Source organism: Roseateles paludis (assembly GCF_039872745.1).
Classification (GTDB): domain Bacteria; phylum Pseudomonadota; class Gammaproteobacteria; order Burkholderiales; family Burkholderiaceae_C; genus Pelomonas; species Pelomonas paludis.
In genome coordinates, this window is record NZ_JBDPZD010000002.1 from 1069407 (window position 1) to 1090154 (window position 20748).

Annotated in this window: 19 protein-coding genes; 6 read left to right on the forward strand and 13 right to left on the reverse strand. The window is 68.4% G+C overall.

Annotated features, from left to right (window positions below):
• Positions 1 to 190 precede the first annotated feature (190 nt).
• From ABDJ85_RS10785 to ABDJ85_RS10795, 3 genes are read right to left on the reverse strand one after another with little or no spacing between them, the layout of a single operon-like run.
• The gene (locus ABDJ85_RS10785) at positions 191 to 853 is read right to left on the reverse strand and encodes a YecA/YgfB family protein (protein WP_347704760.1); all 663 of its coding nucleotides are present in this window, start codon (positions 851 to 853) and stop codon (positions 191 to 193) included.
• A gap of 15 nt (positions 854 to 868) precedes the next feature.
• Positions 869 to 2020: a GGDEF domain-containing protein gene (locus tag ABDJ85_RS10790; RefSeq protein WP_347704761.1), complete on the reverse strand. Its 1152-nt coding sequence runs from the start codon at positions 2018 to 2020 to the stop codon at positions 869 to 871.
• On the reverse strand, positions 2017 to 3240 hold the full coding sequence (locus ABDJ85_RS10795; RefSeq protein ID WP_347704762.1) for a GGDEF domain-containing protein: 1224 nt from the start codon (positions 3238 to 3240) through the stop codon (positions 2017 to 2019). Before ABDJ85_RS10795 ends, ABDJ85_RS10790 begins: the two co-directional genes overlap by 4 nt.
• 44 nt (positions 3241 to 3284) lie before the next feature.
• Between ABDJ85_RS10795 and ABDJ85_RS10800 the strand changes: the two genes are divergently transcribed.
• Entirely contained in the window at positions 3285 to 4034 is a 750-nt protein-coding gene (locus ABDJ85_RS10800; protein WP_347704763.1) for an SDR family oxidoreductase, read from the forward strand.
• Here the strand turns inward: ABDJ85_RS10800 and ABDJ85_RS10805 are convergent.
• The 5 genes from ABDJ85_RS10805 to tgt form a co-directional block, all read right to left on the reverse strand.
• On the reverse strand, positions 4020 to 7043 hold the full coding sequence (locus tag ABDJ85_RS10805) for a DEAD/DEAH box helicase family protein (RefSeq protein ID WP_347704764.1): 3024 nt from the start codon (positions 7041 to 7043) through the stop codon (positions 4020 to 4022). The two genes, ABDJ85_RS10800 and ABDJ85_RS10805, sit on opposite strands and share 15 nt — an antisense overlap.
• Complete coding sequence (locus tag ABDJ85_RS10810; protein WP_347704765.1) at positions 7036 to 7431, reverse strand: HI0074 family nucleotidyltransferase substrate-binding subunit; 396 nt, start codon at positions 7429 to 7431, stop codon at positions 7036 to 7038. The genes ABDJ85_RS10805 and ABDJ85_RS10810 overlap by 8 nt, the downstream gene beginning before the upstream one ends.
• A gap of 3 nt (positions 7432 to 7434) precedes the next feature.
• The gene (locus ABDJ85_RS10815) at positions 7435 to 9327 is read right to left on the reverse strand and encodes a site-specific DNA-methyltransferase (protein ID WP_347704766.1); all 1893 of its coding nucleotides are present in this window, start codon (positions 9325 to 9327) and stop codon (positions 7435 to 7437) included.
• A gap of 70 nt (positions 9328 to 9397) precedes the next feature.
• Positions 9398 to 10087, reverse strand: a complete 690-nt coding sequence (locus ABDJ85_RS10820; protein ID WP_347704767.1) for a UPF0149 family protein — start codon at positions 10085 to 10087, stop codon at positions 9398 to 9400.
• Entirely contained in the window at positions 10084 to 11211 is a 1128-nt protein-coding gene (tgt, locus tag ABDJ85_RS10825) for a tRNA guanosine(34) transglycosylase Tgt (protein WP_347704768.1), read from the reverse strand. The genes ABDJ85_RS10820 and tgt overlap by 4 nt, the downstream gene beginning before the upstream one ends.
• A gap of 32 nt (positions 11212 to 11243) precedes the next feature.
• Here tgt and ABDJ85_RS10830 point away from each other — a divergent pair, with 32 nt between their 5' ends.
• Entirely contained in the window at positions 11244 to 11849 is a 606-nt protein-coding gene (locus ABDJ85_RS10830; RefSeq protein ID WP_347704769.1) for an IMPACT family protein, read from the forward strand.
• Here ABDJ85_RS10830 and queA read toward each other — a convergent pair.
• Positions 11801 to 12880 carry a tRNA preQ1(34) S-adenosylmethionine ribosyltransferase-isomerase QueA gene (gene queA / locus ABDJ85_RS10835; protein ID WP_347704770.1) on the reverse strand — a complete coding sequence of 360 codons (1080 nt, stop codon included), beginning with the start codon at positions 12878 to 12880 and terminating at the stop codon, positions 11801 to 11803. The genes ABDJ85_RS10830 and queA overlap by 49 nt on opposite strands.
• Before the next feature lie 116 nt (positions 12881 to 12996).
• Between queA and ABDJ85_RS10840 the strand changes: the two genes are divergently transcribed.
• Positions 12997 to 13380, forward strand: coding sequence for a TraR/DksA family transcriptional regulator (locus ABDJ85_RS10840; RefSeq protein ID WP_347704771.1), 384 nt, complete (start codon positions 12997 to 12999; stop codon positions 13378 to 13380).
• Positions 13381 to 13412: 32 nt separating this feature from the next.
• Positions 13413 to 13787: a hypothetical protein gene (locus tag ABDJ85_RS10845; protein WP_347704772.1), complete on the forward strand. Its 375-nt coding sequence runs from the start codon at positions 13413 to 13415 to the stop codon at positions 13785 to 13787.
• Positions 13788 to 13820: 33 nt separating this feature from the next.
• Here the strand turns inward: ABDJ85_RS10845 and ABDJ85_RS10850 are convergent, their stop codons facing one another.
• Positions 13821 to 14198: a COG4315 family predicted lipoprotein gene (locus ABDJ85_RS10850; protein WP_347704773.1), complete on the reverse strand. Its 378-nt coding sequence runs from the start codon at positions 14196 to 14198 to the stop codon at positions 13821 to 13823.
• A gap of 76 nt (positions 14199 to 14274) precedes the next feature.
• Here ABDJ85_RS10850 and recG point away from each other — a divergent pair, with 76 nt between their 5' ends.
• A complete protein-coding gene (gene recG / locus ABDJ85_RS10855; protein WP_347704774.1) occupies positions 14275 to 16416 on the forward strand; it encodes an ATP-dependent DNA helicase RecG in 2142 nt (713 codons plus the stop codon).
• A 206-nt stretch (positions 16417 to 16622) separates the two neighbouring features.
• On the opposite strand, the gene ABDJ85_RS10860 is transcribed toward recG, so the two are convergent.
• From ABDJ85_RS10860 to ABDJ85_RS10870, 3 genes are all read right to left on the reverse strand, one after another.
• Positions 16623 to 17543 (reverse strand): SMP-30/gluconolactonase/LRE family protein, encoded by a 921-nt coding sequence (locus ABDJ85_RS10860; protein ID WP_347704775.1) that lies wholly within the window; start codon positions 17541 to 17543, stop codon positions 16623 to 16625.
• A gap of 10 nt (positions 17544 to 17553) precedes the next feature.
• Entirely contained in the window at positions 17554 to 18615 is a 1062-nt protein-coding gene (locus ABDJ85_RS10865; protein ID WP_347704776.1) for an aldose epimerase family protein, read from the reverse strand.
• Between the two features lie 195 nt (positions 18616 to 18810).
• Complete coding sequence (locus ABDJ85_RS10870; RefSeq protein ID WP_347704777.1) at positions 18811 to 19578, reverse strand: SDR family NAD(P)-dependent oxidoreductase; 768 nt, start codon at positions 19576 to 19578, stop codon at positions 18811 to 18813.
• 229 nt (positions 19579 to 19807) lie between these two features.
• Here ABDJ85_RS10870 and ABDJ85_RS10875 point away from each other — a divergent pair, with 229 nt between their 5' ends.
• Positions 19808 to 20737, forward strand: a complete 930-nt coding sequence (locus ABDJ85_RS10875; RefSeq protein WP_347704778.1) for a dihydrodipicolinate synthase family protein — start codon at positions 19808 to 19810, stop codon at positions 20735 to 20737.
• Positions 20738 to 20748: the final 11 nt, after the last annotated feature.

The following is a 20748-nucleotide window of genomic DNA, read 5'->3' on the forward strand; positions in this document are numbered from 1 at the left end:
GCGGGCAGCCATGAGTCGATCAACGGCAGTCGGCCAATTTAGTCAGGCCTGCCCCGCCGCGGCCGGCGTGCCGCAGCGCGGCCGTGAAAAACTTGGCGGCGGCGGCGCCCTCGATGGCGAGGCACTGTGATACCTGATCGAGCCGCTGTGGCATTGCAGGCCGGGTCAGGGCCGGGTAAGCAGGTAAGGCTTAGCGCTTGCCGCCCGGGCGCGGCGGGCTGCGGCGCGGGCCAGCCCCGGGGCGCGCGGGGCGCGGCGTGCTGCCGCCCTTGAGCGGACGCGACACGTCGGCCAGCATCAGCACGGCGCTGACCAGGCCCTCCACCGCCTCGTCCAGGTCGGCCGGCGGCTCCAGGGACTCGATCTCTTCGAGCAGGTCGTCGGCGTCTTCGAGATCGTCGGGGTCCAGGTGCATGTAGAGCGCGGCCAAGGGCTCCAGCAGCGCGCTCTCAGGAAAGTTCATCAGCGCGGGGTGGCATTCCATGGCGTGGGCAAAGCCCGCCACCCAGGGCAGCACGGTCTCGCTGGGGTTGGGATCGCCGTCGCCCTCGCCGTCCAGCTCAAATACCCAGGGGTCGAACCACTGCCGCGCGGAGATGGCCAGGTTCAGCTCGCGGTGGCGCCGCCGCAGCAGGGCGACGAGTTCGTCGTCCGCCCGGCCATCAAAGCGGCCATCGGCGTCCAGCAGCGGTGGCAGCCACTGCGCAATGGGCACGGCCTCGGGCTGCAGCAGCACGCCGCAGAGGTAGCCGTCGAGCATGCTGACGTCAAGCGGCTCGCAGGGCGCGGGCAAGGCATCCAGCAGGTCCTGCAGGTGGCTGAGATCGATGTCGGGGCTGTGGTCTGCAGGCATGGGGCCGGATCTTAGTCAGACGGACTGCACGATATTGCGGCCCTGTGACTTGGCCAGGTAGAGCCCCGCATCGGCCCGTGCCAGCACGGCCTCGGCATTGGCGTCGCCGGGCTCGACCTCGGCAATGCCGAAGCTGGCGCTCAGCGGCCAGGCCTGGCCCTTCCACGCAAAGGCGCGCTCGGCCAGCAGGGTGCGCATGCGGTCGGCCACCAGGGCGGCGCCGGCCAGGCTGGTACGCGGCAGCAGCACCGCAAACTCTTCGCCGCCCAAGCGGCCCAGGCGGTCCACCTCGCGCAGGCAGGGCGACACGGCCTGCACCATGAGGCGCAGCGCCGCATCGCCGGCGGCGTGGCCGAGGTTGTCGTTCAGGCGTTTGAAGTGGTCCATGTCGAGCATGACCAGGGCATAGGGCTCGTTGCGCCGGGCGTCGTGGTGGGCACGCACCAGGGCGGCCTCGAAGGCGCGGCGGTTCAGGGCACCGGTGAGCACATCGCTCTCGTGCAGCTGCTGGATGCGCAGCACCAGCCGCAGCAGCACGAGGAAGGCCAGCGAGGTGTTCTGCAGCAGGACCACGACGATGGCGATCCACAGAAAGCTGTCGTCCAGCAGCTGCAGACCCCGCACGGCGGCCAACGTGCCGGGGAAGAAGCCCAGCTCCAGCCCCCGCAGCGCCAGCAGCAGGCCGGTCAGGAGCAGCGGCGCCCAGAGCACGAAGGCATAGCGCTCGGCATCGTTGCGGATCAGCGGGCGGCTGCGCAGGCTGGCGGCGGCGGCCAGCGCAAAGCCGGCCGAGGCCAGCAGGGCCAGCGCCGTCTGCGCCACGCCCGGCAGCCAGGCCAGCGCAAGGCCCACGATCAACAGGCTCCCCAGCGTCAAGGGCCAGGAGGCGGGGCCGCGTGTCATGCGCTGCACACCGTGGTGCAGCAGCACGAAGCTGGCCACGCCCAGCATGTCGCTCGGCCACTGGGTCCAGGCGTCCGGCGCCCGGCCACTCAGGCTGAGCAAGGCGATGGATGCCGCCTGTGCCAGGTTGGCTGCCGCCACACAGTAGGACGCCTGCGGCGCGATGCGCGCCACCGTGGCCATGCACAGCCAGATGACGCTGGACACAACGCAGATCATCACGATCGCGAGCAGCAGCGAGTGGGTCTCGGGCGCGCCAATCATGCGGCGCCCTCCGGCAGGGCGGGGCCTGAGCCGCCCGCTTCAGCGGCTTGCGCCGGCTCCCCCGCCACGCACACGCAGTTGCGCCCGGCGGCCTTGGCGCGGTAGAGCTCGGCATCGACCCGGGCCAGCGTGGCATCGCCCGTTTCGTCGCCGGTGGCGGGCAGGGCGACGCCAAAGCTGGCCGTGATGGGGATGCTGAGCCCCTTCCAGCGCAAGGGCGTCTGCGCCAGGCGGCTGCGCATGCGCTCGGCGATCGAGGCGGCCAGGGTCAGGTCAGCCCCCGGCAGCACCACGCAGAATTCCTCGCCCCCGATGCGGGCAAGTTGGTCGCTCTCGCGCAGGCTGCTGCGCCACAGGCGCACGCAATGCTTGAGCGCCGCGTCGCCCACCGCATGGCCGTGCTGGTCGTTGATGCGCTTGAAGAAGTCGATGTCGATCATCACCAACGCAAAGGGCCGGCCACGCCGCAGCCAGGCCAGCGCCGTCAGCAGGGCCGACTCAAACGCGCGGCGGCTCAAGGCGCCGGTCAGGCCGTCCAGCCGCACCAGGGTCTGCACGCGCGACACCAGGCGCCACAGCAGCAGGATCAGCACGCTCAGCGACACGCCGGCATGCAGCAGCCACGACAAGGCGATCGTCAGCGCCGTGGGTTGCCCCTGCTGCATGAAGTGCTCGCCCCAAGCCGGCACGTAGAAGGCCGCCGACCGCACCAGGCCATAGACCGCCCAGCCCACGAAAGGCAACGCCAAGCCCAGCGACACCCCCAACGGCAGCCGGCGCCACAACGTCCGGCGCAGCTGGACGCAGGCGTCCGCCGTCAGGATGACCAGACAGAGGCCGGCCGCCAGGCGCGCCACATCGCCCCGGCCCACGATGCCCGAGACTAGCACCACCACGGCCGCCAGGCCCGCGACGGCCCAGGGCAGCCGCCGCCCCTTGCGCACCTGCAGGATGCGCTGCCAGGCGATCACCAGGGCCAGCGTGCTGCCGATGCTGAGCCACGCAAAGACCAGGCTGCCCAACACGGGCGCCGCCAGCAGCAGCGGCCCCACGAGCACGGTCACCAGCCGCAAGGCATGACCCAGGGCCATGGCCCGGCAGGCCTGGGGCGAGATGCGGAACAGCTCGCCCAGCACCAGCCACACCACCACCGAGTAGGCGTTGAAGATGGCCATCGCCTGCGCCAGAGTGACGGCGTCAAAGTAGGGCTGGGCGCTCATTGAGGCGATCATGCCTTCGTCACCACCGCTTCGACAATCAAGCCATGACGATTCCCTTGACCCTGATCACTGGTGGCTCGCGCGGCATTGGTGCGGCCACGGCGCGGCGCCTGGCGCAGGCCGGCCATGACATTGCCATCAACTACCGCCATGACGAAGCCGCCGCGCAGGCGGTGGCAGCCGAGGTGCGCGCCCTGGGGCGTCGGGCGCTGTGCCTGCAGGCCGACATCGCCGACGCTGACCAGGTGGGCCGCATGTTCGAGGCCATCGACCAGGGTCTGGGCACCGTCACAGGCCTGGTCAACAACGCCGGCATCGTGGCGCCGGCCGCGCGCTTCCTGGACACCACGCCCGAGCGCTGGCAGCGGCTCTTTGACGTCAATGTGCAAGGCCTGCTGCTGTGCACCCACGCCGCCGCACGGCGCATGAGCACGCGGCTGGGCGGCGCGGGAGGCTGCATCGTCAATCTCTCCAGCCGCGCCTCGGAGTACGGCTCGCCCAACGTCTATGTGGACTACGCCGCCAGCAAGGGCGCCGTGGACGTGCTGACGCGCGGCCTCGGGCGCGAGCTGATCAGCGAAGGCATCCGCATCAACGGCGTGCGCCCCGGCATCATCGACACCGAGATCCACGCCGACAGCCACACGGCCGACCTGCTGCCCCAGCGCACCCGCGACATCCCCATCGGCCGCATCGGCCGCGCCGAGGAGATTGCCGAGGCCATTGCCTGGCTGCTCAGCGATGCGGCCAGCTACACGGTGGGGACGATGCTGGATGTGTCAGGCGGCCGCTGAGTCGGCCGCCAGCAAATGCTCCAGCCCGCCCTGCCACGCGGCGTCCATCAGCAGCTTGCAGTTCAGCAGGGTCTTGTCTTCGGCGTCGGCCAAGGCCAGTTCACCCACGCTCTGCCAGCGCGCGTCCGCAAAGGCCGCCTCTAGCCGCGCAAAGAGCCGGGCCTTGTAGCCCGTGTCCTCGTTGCCTTGCAGATGGGCGCCTTTGGTCTCCAGCAGCAACAGGCGCTGGCCCTTGCCCTGCTGCGTGAGGCCGAACACAAAGTCCGGGTAGACCTTGTGCCGCTTCCAGCCCTGCAGGCCGTACTGCGTGCGCGCCACGTTGCGGTGCCACCAGTGCACGGCGGCCTTGGCATCGAGGTAGCCGGCGCAGTCAGCCTCCAGGCCGTTCAGGTCGCCCGTCACGAGGGCCGGCTCCAGCAGCGACTTCAGGGCCGGCAGCCCCGCCGCATTCAACAGCGCCTGAGGTGCGGCTGAGCCCAGCGCCAGCTCCGCTTCCTGCGGCAGCTCGTAGTCCTGCGCGTCGGCGCGCAGAGCGAACTCAATGCGCCCCTGCGCCACCAGCGCTGCAAAACGCCCCTCAGCCAACTCGTCGCGCCTGGCCTCCAGCGCCTGGCGCAAGTGCTCGATGAGCGATGCGCTGGAGCCCGCCAGTTCGGCCTCCGTCAAGCCGCGCCCCCGCAAGGCAGCCACCCATTCGTTCACCCAATCCCACAACAGCCAAGCATTAGGCATCAGGTCGAGCAGCGCGCGCACCAGTCGGCCACGGTCCAACGTGGCCCCACCGGCATCCAGGGCGCGCGGCCCTTGCCTCAGGCCGTGCCGCTGCAGGATGTCGAGGCTCACGTCAAAGCGCTCGGCCAGTGCCGTCTCGGGGTTCGGCGCCCAGCCGGCCACCCAGCCAGCGACGTTCGCCGCCGACCAATCCAGACCGTCGAGCACATCGCTGTCGTAGGCCAGTTCGCGCCTCGGCTTGCCGGGCTCAGCCCACGTCACCCGAGGCACAAAGATGCGCAAGCGCCGGAAGGCCTCGCGGCGCTGCTGGCGCACCGTGCTGCGCTCGGCCGTGTCGCTCCCACCGCCACTGACGCGCAAGGCCAGGTCACCCATGCCTTCGCCTTCCAGCGAGCTGCGAATCGCCTTCACCACCTCGGCGGTCTTGGCGTCGTGGCACAACACATAGCAGGCATCCAGCGCCTCACGCCCCGTGTACGCGGCTTGCGGCTGGCGCAGGATGCGGCCCACCAACTGTGTCATCGCCCCCGGGTTGCGGCCTGCAGCCAGTGCACACAGCACGTAGGCAAAGGGGCAGTCCCACCCCTCCTGAAGCGCCTGCTTGGTGATGATGGCGCGCACCTCGCACAGTGGGCTCAGCAGGTCGATGTTCTCGGGCGCCGACAGGTCGTTCTGCTCCGAGGTCTTGACGGCAATCTGCCGCTCCGTGAAGCCCAGTTGCAGCAGATAGGCCTTGGCGTGCTCGGCGTGGATGAAGCCCGTGTCCAAGGTGTCCGCGCCCGTGCGCTCTACCTGCACCAGCAGGATGGGCCGGACGTAGCGGGCCGTTTCGCCACGCAGCGCTTCGGCCTCGCGCTGCAGGGCGTCAAGCCGCTCCACGCTGGCCGCCAGGCAGGCCTGCCAGTCGCTCCAGTGCTGCACGTCCACGTGGATGGGCAGCTTGATCATTTGCGCGTCTTGCAGGTCGGTGCCGCGCACATCCACCAGCACGTTCGAGCCCGAGCCCTTGGCGCTTGCCACACGCGGCGTGGCCGACAGCTCCAGCAGGAAGCCGGGGTTGAAGCCATCCAGCGTCTTGAGCGCGTTCTCGGTGTAGCCGTGGTGGCCTTCGTCGATCACGACCATCGGGCGCAGCAGGCGCGCGACATTGCCGAGCGAGCTTTTGACGATGCTGCCCATCTGCGCCCGCAGCTCGGCTTGGCTGGTGCCAAACGGCGCATAGGCGTCCAGGTTGGGCACGCGCAGCAGCAACTCGTGGTGGGCGGGCAGGTCGTCCTCGCGCGGCACGAAGCCCAGCACATTGCCCCGGTCACGGAAGAACCTCAGCGTCTCCTTGTTCTGCCTTGCCGCCGCTGCCAGCATCAGCACCATCACGCACAGGTGGCTGTCCACGTCCTGCCGGGTCAGCGGCGAGTGCTTCTCTAGCACCTTGACGCGGCCCGCACCGGCCACGTTCAGCAGTTGGCGGTAGGGGTGGTCGCGGTCAGACAGGGTCTTGAGCGTCTGCTGGTAGATCGCCTCGTTGGGCACCACCCACAGCACCAGGCCCGTGTGGCGCTTGAACCATTGGCTGAACACCTGCCCGATGGCCGCCGTAGCCAGCAAGGTTTTGCCGCCGCCGGTGGGCACCTTGAGGCAGACGTTGGGAATGGCTCGGCCCGCGCCATCCCAGCGGCTGTTGTGCGGGCGCTCGCGGCTGCTGTCGGGCAGCAGGGCCTTCTCGCGCAGCTTCTTCCAGGCAATGGCCGGGTAGTCTTTCAGGCGCCGCAGCAGCTCGGTGTCCGGCGCTTCCTCCATCGCCTCCAGTACCTGGGCCTGGGCTTCGGCCGTCTTGGCGGCAGGCTGCAGCTCGGCCAGATAGGCCGTGAGCTGACTGAGTACCCGCTCCTGGAAGGGTTTGAACTCGACACCCGGGCTGCGGGCGTTGGCGCGTTGGGCGAGCGCCGCCGGCTGCCACAGCACCACCCGGTGTGCCGCAATCTCGGCGCGGAAGATGTCGCCGATCTGGTCTTGCCACCACACTGCATCGAGCGGATACACCAAGGGCAATTGCTTGAGTGCCGCAGTGAAGGCCGCCGCTTGCTTGGCCGTCCAGCCCGGCGCATCGACGGCGAGGTCAATGTCCGAGCGGTCACGGTGCGTGCCTTGGGCGCGCGAGCCAAAGAGCCACAACCGCTCCACGCCCGGGGTACGTTCGCACAGGGCTCGAATCTCCGCCAGAGCCCCCGGCGCGATGCCGTGAGGCACAGCCGCCCCCGCCCGGTCCTGCTCACTCATCAGCCCGCGCCTTCAGGTCAGCCAGCAATTGCTGCAGCAGGCTCAGCCCCTCCGACCGCGCAAAGGCTGCCACCTGCTCAGCCACCGCTTCGTCATAGGTATGCGCCACGCGGTTGCGCATCTTGCGCATCTCGCCCCACGTAGCGGCGTCAGGAATCAGGCGGCGCTTGAACAGCTCAGGAATCACCTCGTAGGCGCCTTCATCCACATCCACGCCACGCGCCCGCAGCCAGCGGTAGCCCGCCTTCCAGCCCGACTCAAAGCTGTACGTGAACCGCATGATCAGCGAGTCGCGCACGATGTCGTCTTGCGGCAGGGCGGCCACCTCGGCCAGCGTGGCCAGGGCCTTCTCGAAGTGTTGGAGCGCCAGTTCCAGTCGCTTATCCATGCTTCAAGCCTCCCTGAACAGCGCAAACGGTAGGGCCGCGTAGTCCACGCCATGGTCCTTGAGCTGGCGGTGGCTGAGGTACTTGGCCGGGGCGAACACGAGGTGACCCTTGGGGGCCTGGCCGAGCTGGGCGTCGCGCGCCTGGCCCCAGGCGTTGAAGCCCTCGGCCACCGACAGCGTGAGCGCCGCAGCGGGGCTCTTGAGCCAGGCGAGGTCAGGCTCATAGAGCAGCCAGACGTGCTTGTCTTGCGCCTCGCCCAGGTAGTGGGCCGGAGCGCCGGCGGGCACCGGAGGCAGCGTGGCGCCGGTGGCGGTGTAGAAGAGCCAGGCACCTAAGGCCGCGCGGCTGGGCAGGTGGCTGCCCGAGAGCAGGCCCTCGACGGTGACGGGCTCGCCAAGCGTGCAGTAGGTGAAGCCGCCGCCCAGCCCCGGCGCCCGCTCGCTCACGCGGCGCACGCCCTCCACGCGCAGCACGCCCTCGTCGATCTTGGCTTCGATCTTGTCGAAGCGCTTGCGTTTGGGTGGCGACGCTGGATCGAGCGAGGCTTGCGCCCCATCGTCATCGGCCAGCCCCTCGGCCCGCTTGATCGCATCCACTTTGGCCAGCCACTCGGCGGCCTTTTTGAACTGCGTGAGGGTGATCTTCTCTTCGAGCAAGGTCTCGCGCTGGGTGCCGCTCCAGGCATAGCCGTGGATGGCGCGGCGCACGCGCTCGGCCGTCAGCGTGTCGGCGTACGCCTCGCCCTCGACGAGGATGAAGCGGCGCGTGCCGCCGTCCTTGGCATTGGCCTTGAGCACGGCATGGGCGGTGGTGCCGGAGCCGGCGAAGGAGTCGAGGATGAGGGAGTCAGCGCTGGCGCCGATTTCGAGGATGCGCTCGATCAACTTGGTGGGCTTGGGCGTTGCGAAACCCACGTTGTCGCCCATGATCTGCTTCAGTTCGGTGGCGGCGCTACGGCTGCTCCCGGCATCGCCGTTGTAGAAGATCGTCTCGGGTGGCAAGCCGGCCGAAGCATCGGCGTAAATCCGGAAATAGGCAGACCAGCCGGCGTCAGTCTGGCGCCATTCAATTCGAGCGGCCTCCTCATTAACCTTCGCCTGGCTCCAGCGCCACGCGCCATCGGTTCCATCACGCAAACGTGGCAAGACTTCTGTGCCATCGGGAGCGATGAGGGGGTAGTGCAGGTTAGGACGGGCAGCACGTGTCTCGCCTTGCCCACCCATCGCTCTCAGCGGCTTTAGGTAGTAGCGACGACCCGCCTCGTCGAGCTTGTCGTAGTGAGGCGCAACGTCATCCTCACTGGTTGCGAGCCGATGCAGCGTCATCTGGTCTGCGTCTTTCGCGTAGACGAGCATGGTGTCATGTCGCGTCGAGAAGGTATCGGCATCCATCTTTGGGCTATCAGCCTTCTCCCAGATCACGGTTGCGACGTGATTGCTCTCCCCAAACAACTCATCCATCACCATCCGCGCCCGGTGCACCTCGTTGTCGTCGAGCGTGATCCAGATCGAGCCGCGCTCGCTGAGCAGCTCGCGCAGCAGGGTGAGGCGCGGCCACATCATGCACAGCCACTTGTCGTGCCTGAGCATGTCGTCGCCGTCCACGGGGTTGGTGCTGAGCCACTCGCGCATGATGGGCGAGTTGACGTTGTCGCTGTAGCACCAGCCTTCGTTGCCGGTGTTGTAGGGTGGGTCGATGAAGATCAGATCCACCTGGCCGGCGTAGCGCGGCAGCAGGCTCTTGAGGGCGTGCAGGTTGTCGCCGTGGACGATGAGATTGCCCGCCAGGTTGGGCTCGCCCACGCTCTTGGCGGCGTCTGGCACCAGCGGGCGGTAGGGCACGCCGAGGTGGTGGTTGTAGACGTACTCTTTGCCTTTGAAGACGATTTCGGGCATGGGTTGAGGTCTGGCGGTAGGCTGGGCTCGGGTTCGAAGTTTGCCTCGGTTGTGCCGGGCCGCCGCGCCTTCAGTTCGCGCCGTGGCAGTGCTTGTAGGGCCTGCCACTGTCGCAGTGGCAGGGCTGCTCGGGCGACGGCGCCTCCACGGGGGCCGCAGCGGCAGCTGAAGCCACGCGCAGGCTGAACCAGTAGTCGCGGATCGCGCAGGCCTCGTCGGCCAGGGCGTCGGCGCGGGCCTCGTGTTCGGCGTCGGAGGGCGGGTTGCGCTCCAGCGCCTCGCAGCCTTCCTCGGTGCCGTACATCAGCATGGTGTGCAGCAGCAAGGCGCCCTCGCCTTCCAGCAGCGAGCGCCAGCCCTCGCGGTCCAGGCCCACGCCGGTCATGTAGCCAGCGCACCAGTCGGCAAACAGCGTCATCAGCACGCCGTCGGCCCGCTCGTGCTGCATCAGCAGGGGGTCGTAGCTGCCATCGGCCAGGCTGGCGGCGATGTGGTTCCAGTGCCGCATGACGAGCTGCATCAGGCGCTCGGCGTCGGCGGGGTTCGCAAACCTGGGCAGCTGCTCGCCCGCGTCGGCGTCAAAGATCCAGCGCAGCGCCTCACTCGGCGCGATGAGCTTGGGGCCGCTGATCACGGCGCACAGGAAGCCGTCCATCTCGCTGGAGAACAGCGGCTGGTCAAGGCCGTTGTCCTCGTCCATCAGCAGCTCGTCGATCCAGGCGATCTCTTCGTCGGTCCAGGCCGCAGAGTCAGGCTTCATACGCCCCTCGCCCGGTTCTGCGCAAACTCGACGCGCCAGGCTGCAAAGTTGCCCGCCTCCAGCGCATCGCGCATCTCCTGCATCAGGGCCAGGTAGTAGTGCAGGTTGTGGATGGTGGTCAGCATGGGGCCCAGCATCTCACCGCAGCGGTCCAGGTGGTGCAGGTAGGCGCGCGAGAAGTTGGCACAGGTGTGGCAGCTGCAGGTGGCGTCGATGGGCGCCTCGTCGGCCTTGTAGCGGCTGTTGCGCAGGCGCAGATCGCCAAAGCGGGTGAAGAGGTGGCCGTTGCGCGCATTGCGGGTGGGCATCACGCAGTCGAACATGTCGATACCTTGGCTCACGCCTTCGACCAAGTCTTCGGGCGTGCCCACACCCATCAGGTAGCGCGGCTTGTCCGCCGGAAGCTGGTGGCCAATGTGGCCGAGGATGCGTTGCATCTCGGCCTTGGGCTCGCCCACCGAGAGGCCGCCGATGGCATAGCCCGGAAGGTCCAGGTCCACCAGGCCCGCTAGCGACGCATCCCGCAGGTGCTCAAACATGCCGCCCTGCACGATGCCGAAGAGGGCGTTGGGGTTCTGCAGGCGCTGGAACTCGTCAATGCAGCGCTTGGCCCAGCGCAAGGAGAGTTCCATCGAGGCCTTGGCCTCACGCTCGGTCGTGAGCTTGCCCTTGGTTTCGTAGGGCGTGCATTCGTCGAACTGCATGACGATGTCGCTGTTGAGCACCGTCTGGATCTGCATGCTCACCTCGGGCGTGAGGAAGAGCTTGTCGCCATTGACCGGCGAGGCGAACTTGACGCCCTCCTCGCTGATCTTGCGCATCTCACCGAGGCTCCAGACCTGGAAGCCGCCCGAGTCCGTCAGGATGGGCTTGCTCCAACTCTCGAAGCGATGCAGCCCGCCGAACTGCTTCATGATGTCCAGGCCCGGCCGCATCCACAGGTGGAAGGTGTTGCCCAGGATGATCTGCGCGCCCATCTCCTCCAGCGAGCGCGGCATCACGCCCTTGACCGTGCCATAGGTGCCCACCGGCATGAAGATGGGCGTCTGCACCACACCGTGGTTCAGCGTGAGCGTGCCACGGCGGGCGCGGCCCTCAAGCTTGAGGAGATCGAACTTCAACATGGATGCGATTGTCGCTGGCGACAATTGAAGCCATGGCTCTGACCCTCGCCTCGCCAGCTGAACACGAAATCGTCGTCAAGAAGAGCCGCTTCCTCGGTCGCGTCGAACCCTGCGCCGACCGCGTGGCCGCCCTGGCCCGCGTGCAGCAACTGCGCGAGCAGCACCCCGGCGCCGTCCACGTCTGCTGGGCCCTGCTTGCCGGCGGCCACTCCGCCGCCAATGACGACGGCGAACCCGGCGGCACCGCCGGCCGCCCCATGCTCGACGTGCTGCGCCACCAAGGCCTCGACGGCGTGCTGGCCACGGCCGTGCGCTACTGGGGCGGCACCAAGCTCGGCGCCGGCGGCCTGGTCCGCGCCTACACCGACTGCATCGCCCAGGCCTTGCTCACCGCCGAGAAGATCGAGCGCGTCGCCCAGGTCGAACTGGCCTGTGAGCTGCCGTATGAGCTGGAAGGGCGGCTGCGCCGCCTGGCCGAGCAGCATGGCGCGGCGCTGGTGGACGTGCAGCACCAGGCCCGGGTGCTGATGCGCTTTGCGCTGCCCGTCACCGCCCGCACGGCCTTTGTGGCGGCGGTGGACGAGGTCGGTCAGGGCCGCGTCGGCTGGGCCCGCGTGAGCAGCATCGCATCCCCGTAGCTGAAGAAGCGGTAGCGCTGCGCAATCGCGTGGGCGTACAGCGCGCGGATGCGCTCGTAGCCGGCGAAGGCGCTGACCAGCATCATCAGCGTGCTCTTGGGCAGATGGAAGTTGGTGACGAGCCGATCCACGACCTGGAACTCAAAGCCGGGGGTGATGAAGATGTCGGTCTCCCGGCTGCCGGCCAGCAGCAGCTCGCCACTCCCGGCCACGCGAGCCGCCACGGCGGCAGATTCGAGCGTGCGCAGCGTGGTGGTGCCCACGGCGATGACCCGGCCCCCGCGCGCACGGCAGGCGGCGATGCGGGCCGCTGTCCCGGGCGAGACCTCGCACCACTCGCTGTGCATCTTGTGCTCGGCAATGCTCTCCACCCGCACGGGCTGGAAGGTGCCAGCGCCCACGTGCAGGGTCACGTGCGCGGTCTCGACGCCGCGATTGGCCAGGCTTGAGAGCACGCCTTCGTCAAAGTGCAGTGACGCGGTGGGCGCGGCCACGGCGCCGGGCACGCGGGCGAAGACAGTCTGGTAGCGGCGCACGTCGTCGGCCTCGTCGGCATGCGTGATGTAGGGCGGCAGCGGCACGTGGCCGTGACGCTCCAGCAGCTCGAAGGGGTCGCCATCCAGGCGCAGATGGAAGAGCCCGTTGTCGGGCCCGCAGCGGCCCAGCACCTCGGCATCAAAGGCGTCGGCAAAGCGCACGCGGCTGCCGGGCTTGGGGCTCTTGCTGGCGCGCAGGTGCATCCAGATTTCTTGCGTGCCCGGGAGCACGCGCTCGACGAGGCCTTCGACGTTGCCGCCCGTTGATTTGGCGCCGTAGAGACGGGCCTTGATGACGCGGGTGTCGTTGAAGACCAGCAGGTCGCCGGGCTGCAGCAGGCCGGGCAGCTCGTAGAAGACCCGGTCCACCGGCGCGGCGCCGCTGCCATCGAGCAGGCGAGAGACGCTGCGCTCAGGCGCGGGATGCTGGGCAATCAGCTCCGGCGGGAGCTCGAAATCGAAGTCTGAAACAGCGTAGTTCGTCGGGGTCGGCATGGGGCGCGGATTGTCCCACCCGGGCCACAGCGCGCCAGCACGCAGACGGCCTTTGACCCAGCGCAAAGCCGGCACCTGCCGGCAGGCACACGATGGGCTCGAAAGGAGACACCCCGATGACCACAAACACCGGCCTCACCCCCGCCCAGCACGCGCTGCTCGAGACCGAACTGCAACTGGCCCGCCGCCGCATCCAGCAGGCGCTGGACGCGCAGCTCGAAGGCGGCAGCCGCGTCAGCCATGCCGCGCAACTGCTGGCCGACGACCCGCACGACGCCCGCGAGCACGATGCCGAGCGCGAGCTGGACTTTGCCCGCACCGACCAGCTCGAAGCCCAGCTGCGCGAAATCGACGCCGCGCTGCAGCGCCTGCAGCAACCGGGCTACGGGCAATGCCAGGACTGCGACGCCGCCATCCCCTTTGACCGCCTGACGCACCAACCGCAAGCGCTGCGCTGCGTCGACTGCCAGACCGAGTTCGAAGCCGCTCAGGCTCACTGAACCCCATTCACTCAACAGGAGCGATCCACACCATGTTCCACGCCGTCATCCAGATCGACCACCACCACGCCGAAGTCCTGCACTTCAACGCCACCGATGTCGAGCGCATCGGCCTCAATGCCCACGGCAGCGTCTCCCGCCGCCACGCCTCGGGCGTGCGCACCGAGCACGAGTTCTTTGCCGACGTCTGCAAGGCGCTGGAGGGCGTGCAGGAGGTGCTCGTCACCGGCTCACGCACCGGCCTCGCTGACTTCAAGCACTACGCCGACAAGCACCGCGCCGACATCGCCAAGCACATCGTGGCGTACGAGACGGTGGACCACCCCACCCAAGGCCAACTGCTGGCCCTGGCGCGGCAGTTCTTCTTGAAGCACGACCGCATGGCTGGCGTGCCGACGCCGACTTGAAGCGCCAGCTTCAGAGGCCAGGCAGGTTGAGCCTCAGGGCTTGGCTGTCTGCCAGACCTTGTTGAACCCATCGCCGGTCTTGTCGCCCGGCTTTTGGTCCTTGATCCAGAAGTAAAGCGGCTTGCCCTTGTAGGCCCACTGGGCACTGCCGTCGTCTCGGGTGACGATGCTGTAGTCGCCACTTGGGGTGGCACCAGCCTCGGCCTTGAAGGGCGGCCAGTTGGTGGCGCAGGGGCCGTTGCAGACGCTCTTGCCACTGCCGGCGGCGTCTTTGTCGAAGGTGTAGAGCGTCATGCCGCTCAAGCCGACGAGCACGCCGCCCTCCACCTTGGCGGGGGCAGGCGGGGTGGACGCGCAGGCGGCGAGGGCGAGGGTGGCGGCGGCGATGCAAAGGGTGAAGAGGCTGCGCATGATGCAGGTCCTTAGGGTTGTGACAAAGCGGTAGACGCGGACCGGGCGGCGTCTATTCCTTTGCACAATGCCGCCCATGCCTGAGGCTGCCCCCTCACCCTCGCCCGCCCCCAAGCCCAAATCCGCGCCGCAGAAGGCGATGGAGAAGCTCGGCCTGCTGCGCGACATCGACTTGGCCCTGCACCTGCCGCTGCGCTACGAGGACGAGACCAAGCTCACGCCCATGGCGGCGCTGCGCGAAGGTGAGCCAGCGCAAGTGGAAGGTGTGGTGACGGACTGCCAGGTGGAGGCGCGAGCGCGCAAGCAGTTGCTGGTGCGCGTGGCGGATGACTCGGGCAGCGTGCTGCTGCGCTTCTTGCACTTCTACCCGTCGCAGCAACGGCAGATGGCGGTGGGCACGCGGCTGCGGCTGCGGGGCGAGGCGCGGGTGGGCTTCTTCGGGCGGGAGATGGTGCACCCGGTGGTGAAGGTGGTGATTGAGGACACCCCGCTGGCCACAGCGCTCACGCCCGTCTACCCGGCCTCGGCGCAGTTGCCACAGGCGTACTTGCGCAAGGCCGTGGCCTCGGGGCTGGCGCGGGCGGACTTGCGAGAGCTGCTGCCTGAGGGCGTGGTGCCACGGGAGCTGCCGAGCCTGAAGGAGGCGCTCCAGTTCCTCCACCACCCCCCGCCCAAGGTCTCGCTGGCCCAGCTGGAAGACCACAGCCACCCGGCCTGGCAGCGGCTGAAGTTTGAGGAGCTGCTGGCCCAGCAGCTGTCGCAGCGCCAGGCCAAGCTGGAGCGTGAGAAGCTGCGGGCGCCGGTGCTCAAGGCATCCCAAGGCGGGCTGGTGGAGCGCCTGCTGGCCGTGCTGCCCTTCTCGCTCACTGCCGCGCAGCAGCGCGTGGTGGAAGAAATTGCGCAAGACCTGGCCCGGCCCCAACCCGCCCACCGCCTGCTGCAAGGCGATGTGGGCTCGGGCAAGACCGTGGTGGCCGCGCTCTCGGCCCTGGTCGCTATCGACGCCGGCTGGCAGTGCGCGCTGATGGCGCCGACCGAGATCCTGGCCGAGCAGCACTTCCGCAAGTTGGTGGACTGGCTGGAGCCGATGGGCATCCGCGTGGCCTGGCTGACGGGCAGCGTCAAAGGCAAGGCCCGCCAGGCCATGCTGGACAGGGCGGCCAGCGGCGAAGCCCAGCTCGTGGTGGGCACGCACGCAGTGATCGAAGACAAGGTGCGCTTTGCGCGCCTGGGGCTCGCGGTCATCGACGAGCAGCATCGCTTTGGCGTGGCGCAGCGCCTCGCCTTGCGGGCCAAGCTGAAGGGCGATGGCCCCGGCGCCGGGCCGCCCCAAGGCGGGGCCAGCCCCCTCGGGGGGTCCGAGCCGAAGGCGACGTGGGGGCCAACAGGTTCTTTGGAGCCGCACTTGCTGATGATGAGTGCGACCCCGATCCCCCGCACGCTGGCGATGACCTACTTCGCCGACCTCGACGTCAGCACCATCGACGAGCTACCGCCCGGCCGCAGCCCCATCGTGACCAAGCTGTTTGCTGCAGGGCGCCGGCTCGATGTGATCGACAAGATCCGCTACGAGGTGGGCCAGGGCGCGCAGGTGTACTGGGTGTGCCCGCTGGTGGAAGAGAGTGAGACCGTGGACCTGCGCAACGCCACCGAGACGCACGCCGAGCTGGCGGCCGCGCTGCCGGGGCAAATGGTGGGCCTGCTCCACGGCCGCATGCCGCCCAAGGAGAAGGCGGCGGTGATGTCGCTGTTCTCGGGCGGCACCATGAGCGTGCTGGTGGCCACCACGGTGATCGAGGTGGGTGTGGACGTGCCCAATGCCAGCCTGATGGTGATCGAGCACGCCGAGCGCTTTGGCCTCGCGCAGCTGCACCAGCTGCGCGGCCGCGTGGGGCGCGGGGCCAAGGCCAGCGTGTGTGTGCTGATCTACACCGCGCCGCTGTCCGACACCGGCAAGGCACGGCTCAAGGCCATGGTCGAGACGACCGACGGCTTCGAGATCGCCCGCCGCGACCTGGAGATCCGCGGCCCAGGCGAGTTCATGGGATCACGCCAGAGCGGGGCCGAGTTGCTGCGCTTTGCGGACCTGCAGGAAGACGCGCCGCTGCTGCAGATGGCGCGTCGATTGGCGCCGGAATTGCTGGAGCGGCATCCTGGCGCGGCCCGGGCGCAGATTCAGCGGTGGTTGGGGACGAAGGCGGAGTTTTTGAAGGCGTAGCTGGGTGGGGGGAGGCGTGGCCCATGCCGCTGGCTTTTCGTTGGTTTGGTTTTCGGGCCAGGCCCATGCCGGGAGTCCCGCCCGGCGGCGGGGTAACTTTCTTCTGTCTTGCCAGAAGAAAGTTACCCGCCCGCCGGGGCGGGACCCGGCATCGGCCGCGCCACCAACCCGCAACAACGAAAGAGCAAAAAGCCCCACCGCCCCAGTCAAGCATCCGCAAACAGCGGTTCCGCCAAAGCCAGCCCCGCCGCGATGCGAACCCCAAACAAGCTGCCCGACAAAGGCTGCGCCGCCAACTGCGCCGCGCTCAAGCCCACGCGGGCGGTGGTGACCATCAGCTCGTCACCCTGCGGCCCACCCAGCGCCGGGCAGGTGGTGTTGCAAGCACTGGCGACATAGCGCGCCAGCTCGCGGCCATCGGGGCCGTAGCGCACCACGGTGCCGGTGCCCCACTCGGCGTTCCACAAGCAACCCTCGGCGTCGATCACCGAGCCATCCGGGTCGCGCTGCGGGCCCTGCCACTGGACGAAGACGCGCGGGCTGCCGGTGTGGGCGGTGGCGGCGTCGTAGTCGCAGACCCAGATGGTCTGCAGCGGCGAGTCGGCGTAGTACATCTGCCGGCCATCAGGGCTGAAGCAGACGCTGTTGGCAATGCGGATGGGGTCGATGGCGAGCCGGCGCAGGCCGTGGGCGTTTGAATACTGGTAGTAGTGCGCGACGGCCTGGCGCGGCTCGGCCTCGTCCAGCGTGCCGAAGACGAAGTTGCCGGCCCGGTCACAACGGCCGTCATTGACGCGGGTGCTGGGCGTGTCGGCCTCGACGGGACACAGCACCTGCAAGGCCTCAGCGCCCAAGGTGTGCTCGCCAACGGCCTGGGCGTCAAAGCTCTTGAGCACCGCGAGGTACTTGGCAAAGCCCAGCAGCAGCGCGCCCGAGCGGGTGTGGGTGAAACAGCCCAGGCGGTCCGGCAGGTGCAGCACCAGGTGCTCGGCTTGGCCCGGCGTCCAGGCCTGCAGGCTGCGTCCCTCGATGTCCGTCCACCACCAGCGGCCACTGGGGGCATGCCATTGCAGGCCTTCACCGAGCAGGTGGCTGAGGGTGCGCTGGACGGTGAGGGCTTGGGACATGTCAGTCGAGTCAGTCGAATTGGTAGACGGTGCTGCTGCGCCAGACGGTGCCCGGGCGCAGCACGGTGGAGGGCCAGTCTTCACTGGCCGGGTGGTTGGGCGAGTCGGGGTAGTGCTGGGTTTCCAGGCAGAGGCCATCACCTTGCCGCACCATCTGCCCGCCCCAGCCCTTCAAGGACCCATCCAGGAAGTTGCCGGAGTAGAACTGCACGCCCGGCTCGCTGGTGAACACCGTCATCGCGCGGCCACTGGCCAGGTCTTCAAGCCGCGCGGCGGGGCGCAGGCCATCGGCTGCCAGCGGCGCGTCGAGGACGAAGTTGTGATCGTAGCCGCGCGCCACTTGCAGCTGCGGGTGGCCCTGGCGGATGCGCTCGCCCACCACGCGCGGGCTGCGGAAGTCGAACGGTGTGCCCTCGACCGACGCGTGGCCTGTCGGGATCAGCTTGGCATCGACCTCGGTAAAGCGGCTGGCATGCAGCTGCAGGCGGTGGTCCAGCACCGAGCCGCCGCCCGCGAGGTTGAAGTAGGCGTGGTGCGTGAGGTTGACGACCGTGGGTTTGTCAGTGGTGGCTTCGTAGTCGATACGCCAAGCCCGCGAAGCCTTGGCCAGCGAGTAGCGCACGCTGATATGCATGTTGCCGGGGAAGCCCTGCTCGCCATCGACGCTCATGTAGCGCAGCCGCAGCGCGGCCGCCTCGCCCGCCATCGGCGTCTCCACGTCGGCCTGCCATAGCTGCTTGCCAAAGCCTTGGCGCCCGCCATGCAGGCAGTTGCTGCCCTCGTTGCGGTCCAGCTCGTAGCGCTGCCCGTCCAGCTCAAAGCTGCCCCCGGCGATCCGGTTGCCATAGCGCCCCACGATGATCCCGAACGAGGGGTTGCGGTGCACGTAGTCGTCGAGCGCCTCAAAGCCCAGGCAGACATTGCCCAGCACCCCCCGCGCGTCCGGCACCTCCAGCTGCGTGACGATCCCGCCCAGCGTGATCACCACCAGGCGCAAGCCCAGCTCGTTTTCCAGCACGTACTCGTGCACCAGGCGCCCATCAGGCAAGCGGCCGTATTCGCGGATGTTCATGGGATGTTCAGATTTAAGAGGCGACGCCAAGTAAAGAGCTTGTAAGCCCGTCGGGCGCGTCCGAGCGGGTCGCCCCAGGTGTCGCAATCAAGGCGCGAAGCACAGCTGTAGCTCGGGCTACAGCGCGCATTCGCAACGCCGAGTGCGGCAGTTGGGGCGGGACGAGCGGGCGTGAACGGCGGGCTTGCAAGCTCTCTAGACCCATCCGCCATCAACGATGAAGTCCTGCGCCGAGCACATCCGGCTGTCGTCCGCCGCCAGGAATAGCGCCATGCGGGCGATGTCGATGGGCTGGACGGGCTCGCCAATGCACTGGCTGCGCTTGATCTCGTCGGCCGTCTCGGGCGTGACCCAGAGGCGCAGCTGCTTCTCGGTCATCACCCAGCCGGGCACCAGGGTGTTGACGCGGATGCCGTAGACGCCAAAGTCCCGCGCCAAGCCGCGCGTCAGGCCCTGCACGCCGGCCTTGCTGGAGGTGTAGGCCGGCATATTGCCGTGGCGCAGCTTCCAGCTGACCGAGCCGAAATTGATGATGGAGCCGATGCCGGCGGCCTTCATGTCGGGCAGCACGGCCTGGGCGGCAAAAAACTGGTGCCGCAGGTTGACGGCGATGCCGGCGTCCCACTGCTCAACCGTGGTGGTCTCGGCCAGGTGGCGCTTGTCGTTGGCGGCGTTGTTGAGCAGGGCCAGGATGGGGCCGGTGCGCGCCCGCAGCGCCGCAATCGCGGCCTGCAGCGCCGGGATGTCGGTGATGTCGGCCGCCTCAAACTGGGGCGCATGCCGGGCGCCCACTGCCAGCTCGGCGGCCAGGGCCTGGCCTTGCGCAGCGGCAATGTCTAGAAAGCCGACCTTGGCGCCTTGTTCGACAAAGGCCTTGACCAGATCCGCCCCGATGCCCGTCGCCCCGCCGGTGATCAGGACCGCCCGGTCCTGCAGGCTGGGATAGCGCGCAAATTGACTCATGGAACCCACTCCTCAGGCCTAATCCCTCGATTCAGGGAGGCCGAACGATCATAAATAGTCTGACTAATACAAGGCAATTCAGGCGAATGCCGGGTTCTTACTGATAATCAATAGCACATAATCATACTTTAATCCCTACTCATTCAGTCATCGGGGTGCACCCTCGGTCCGCCTGTCGCGGGCCTGTTTCACGGGTCCGCCGCTGCCTCTTACTGCACCCATCACCAACATGCCCACGTCTGCCACCCGGCCCTACCGGGGCGTCTTTCCGGTCGTCCCCACCATCTTCAACGCTGACGGCAGCCTGGACCTGCCGGGGCAGCTGCGCTGCGTCGACTTCATGATCGACGCCGGTTCGACCGGGTTGTGCATCCTCGCAAATTTCTCCGAGCAGTTTGTACTGTCTGACGCGGAGCGCGACGTGCTCACCCGCGCCATCCTCGCGCATGTGGCCGGCCGCGTGCCCGTCATCGTCACGACCACCCATTACGCCACCCAGATCTGCATCGAGCGCAGCCGCCAGGCCGAACAGCTCGGTGCCGCCATGGTGATGGTGATGCCGCCCTATCACGGCGCCACCTTCCGCGTGTCCGAAGGGCAGGTCGAGGCCTTCTACCAGCGCCTGTCGGACGCCATCAACATCCCGATCATGGTGCAGGACGCGCCGGTGGCCGGCACGCCGATGTCAGCGCCCTTCTTGGCCCGCATGGCGCAAAACATCGCCAACCTCAAGTACTTCAAGCTGGAGATGCCCGGCGCCGCCAGCAAGATGCGCGAGCTGATCCGCCTCGGTGGTGCCGCGATTGAAGGCCCTTGGGACGGCGAAGAAGCCATCACCCTGCTGGCCGACCTGGACGCCGGCGCCACCGGCGCCATGACCGGCGGCGCCTACCCGGACGGCATTCGTCAGATCTTTGATGCCTTCCACCGCGGAGACCGCGAGGAAGCCGTGCGCCAGTACGGCCGCTGGCTGCCCCTCATCAATTACGAGAACCGCCAGGGCGGCATCCTGACCGCCAAGGCCCTGATGAAGGAAGGCGGCGTCATCGCCTGCGACGCGCCGCGCCACCCCTTCCCCGAGATGAGCCCCGAGGTGCGCGCCGGCCTGCTGGACGCCGCACGCCGGCTCGACCCGCTGGTGCTGCGCTGGGGCCGCTGAGCTGGAGCGCC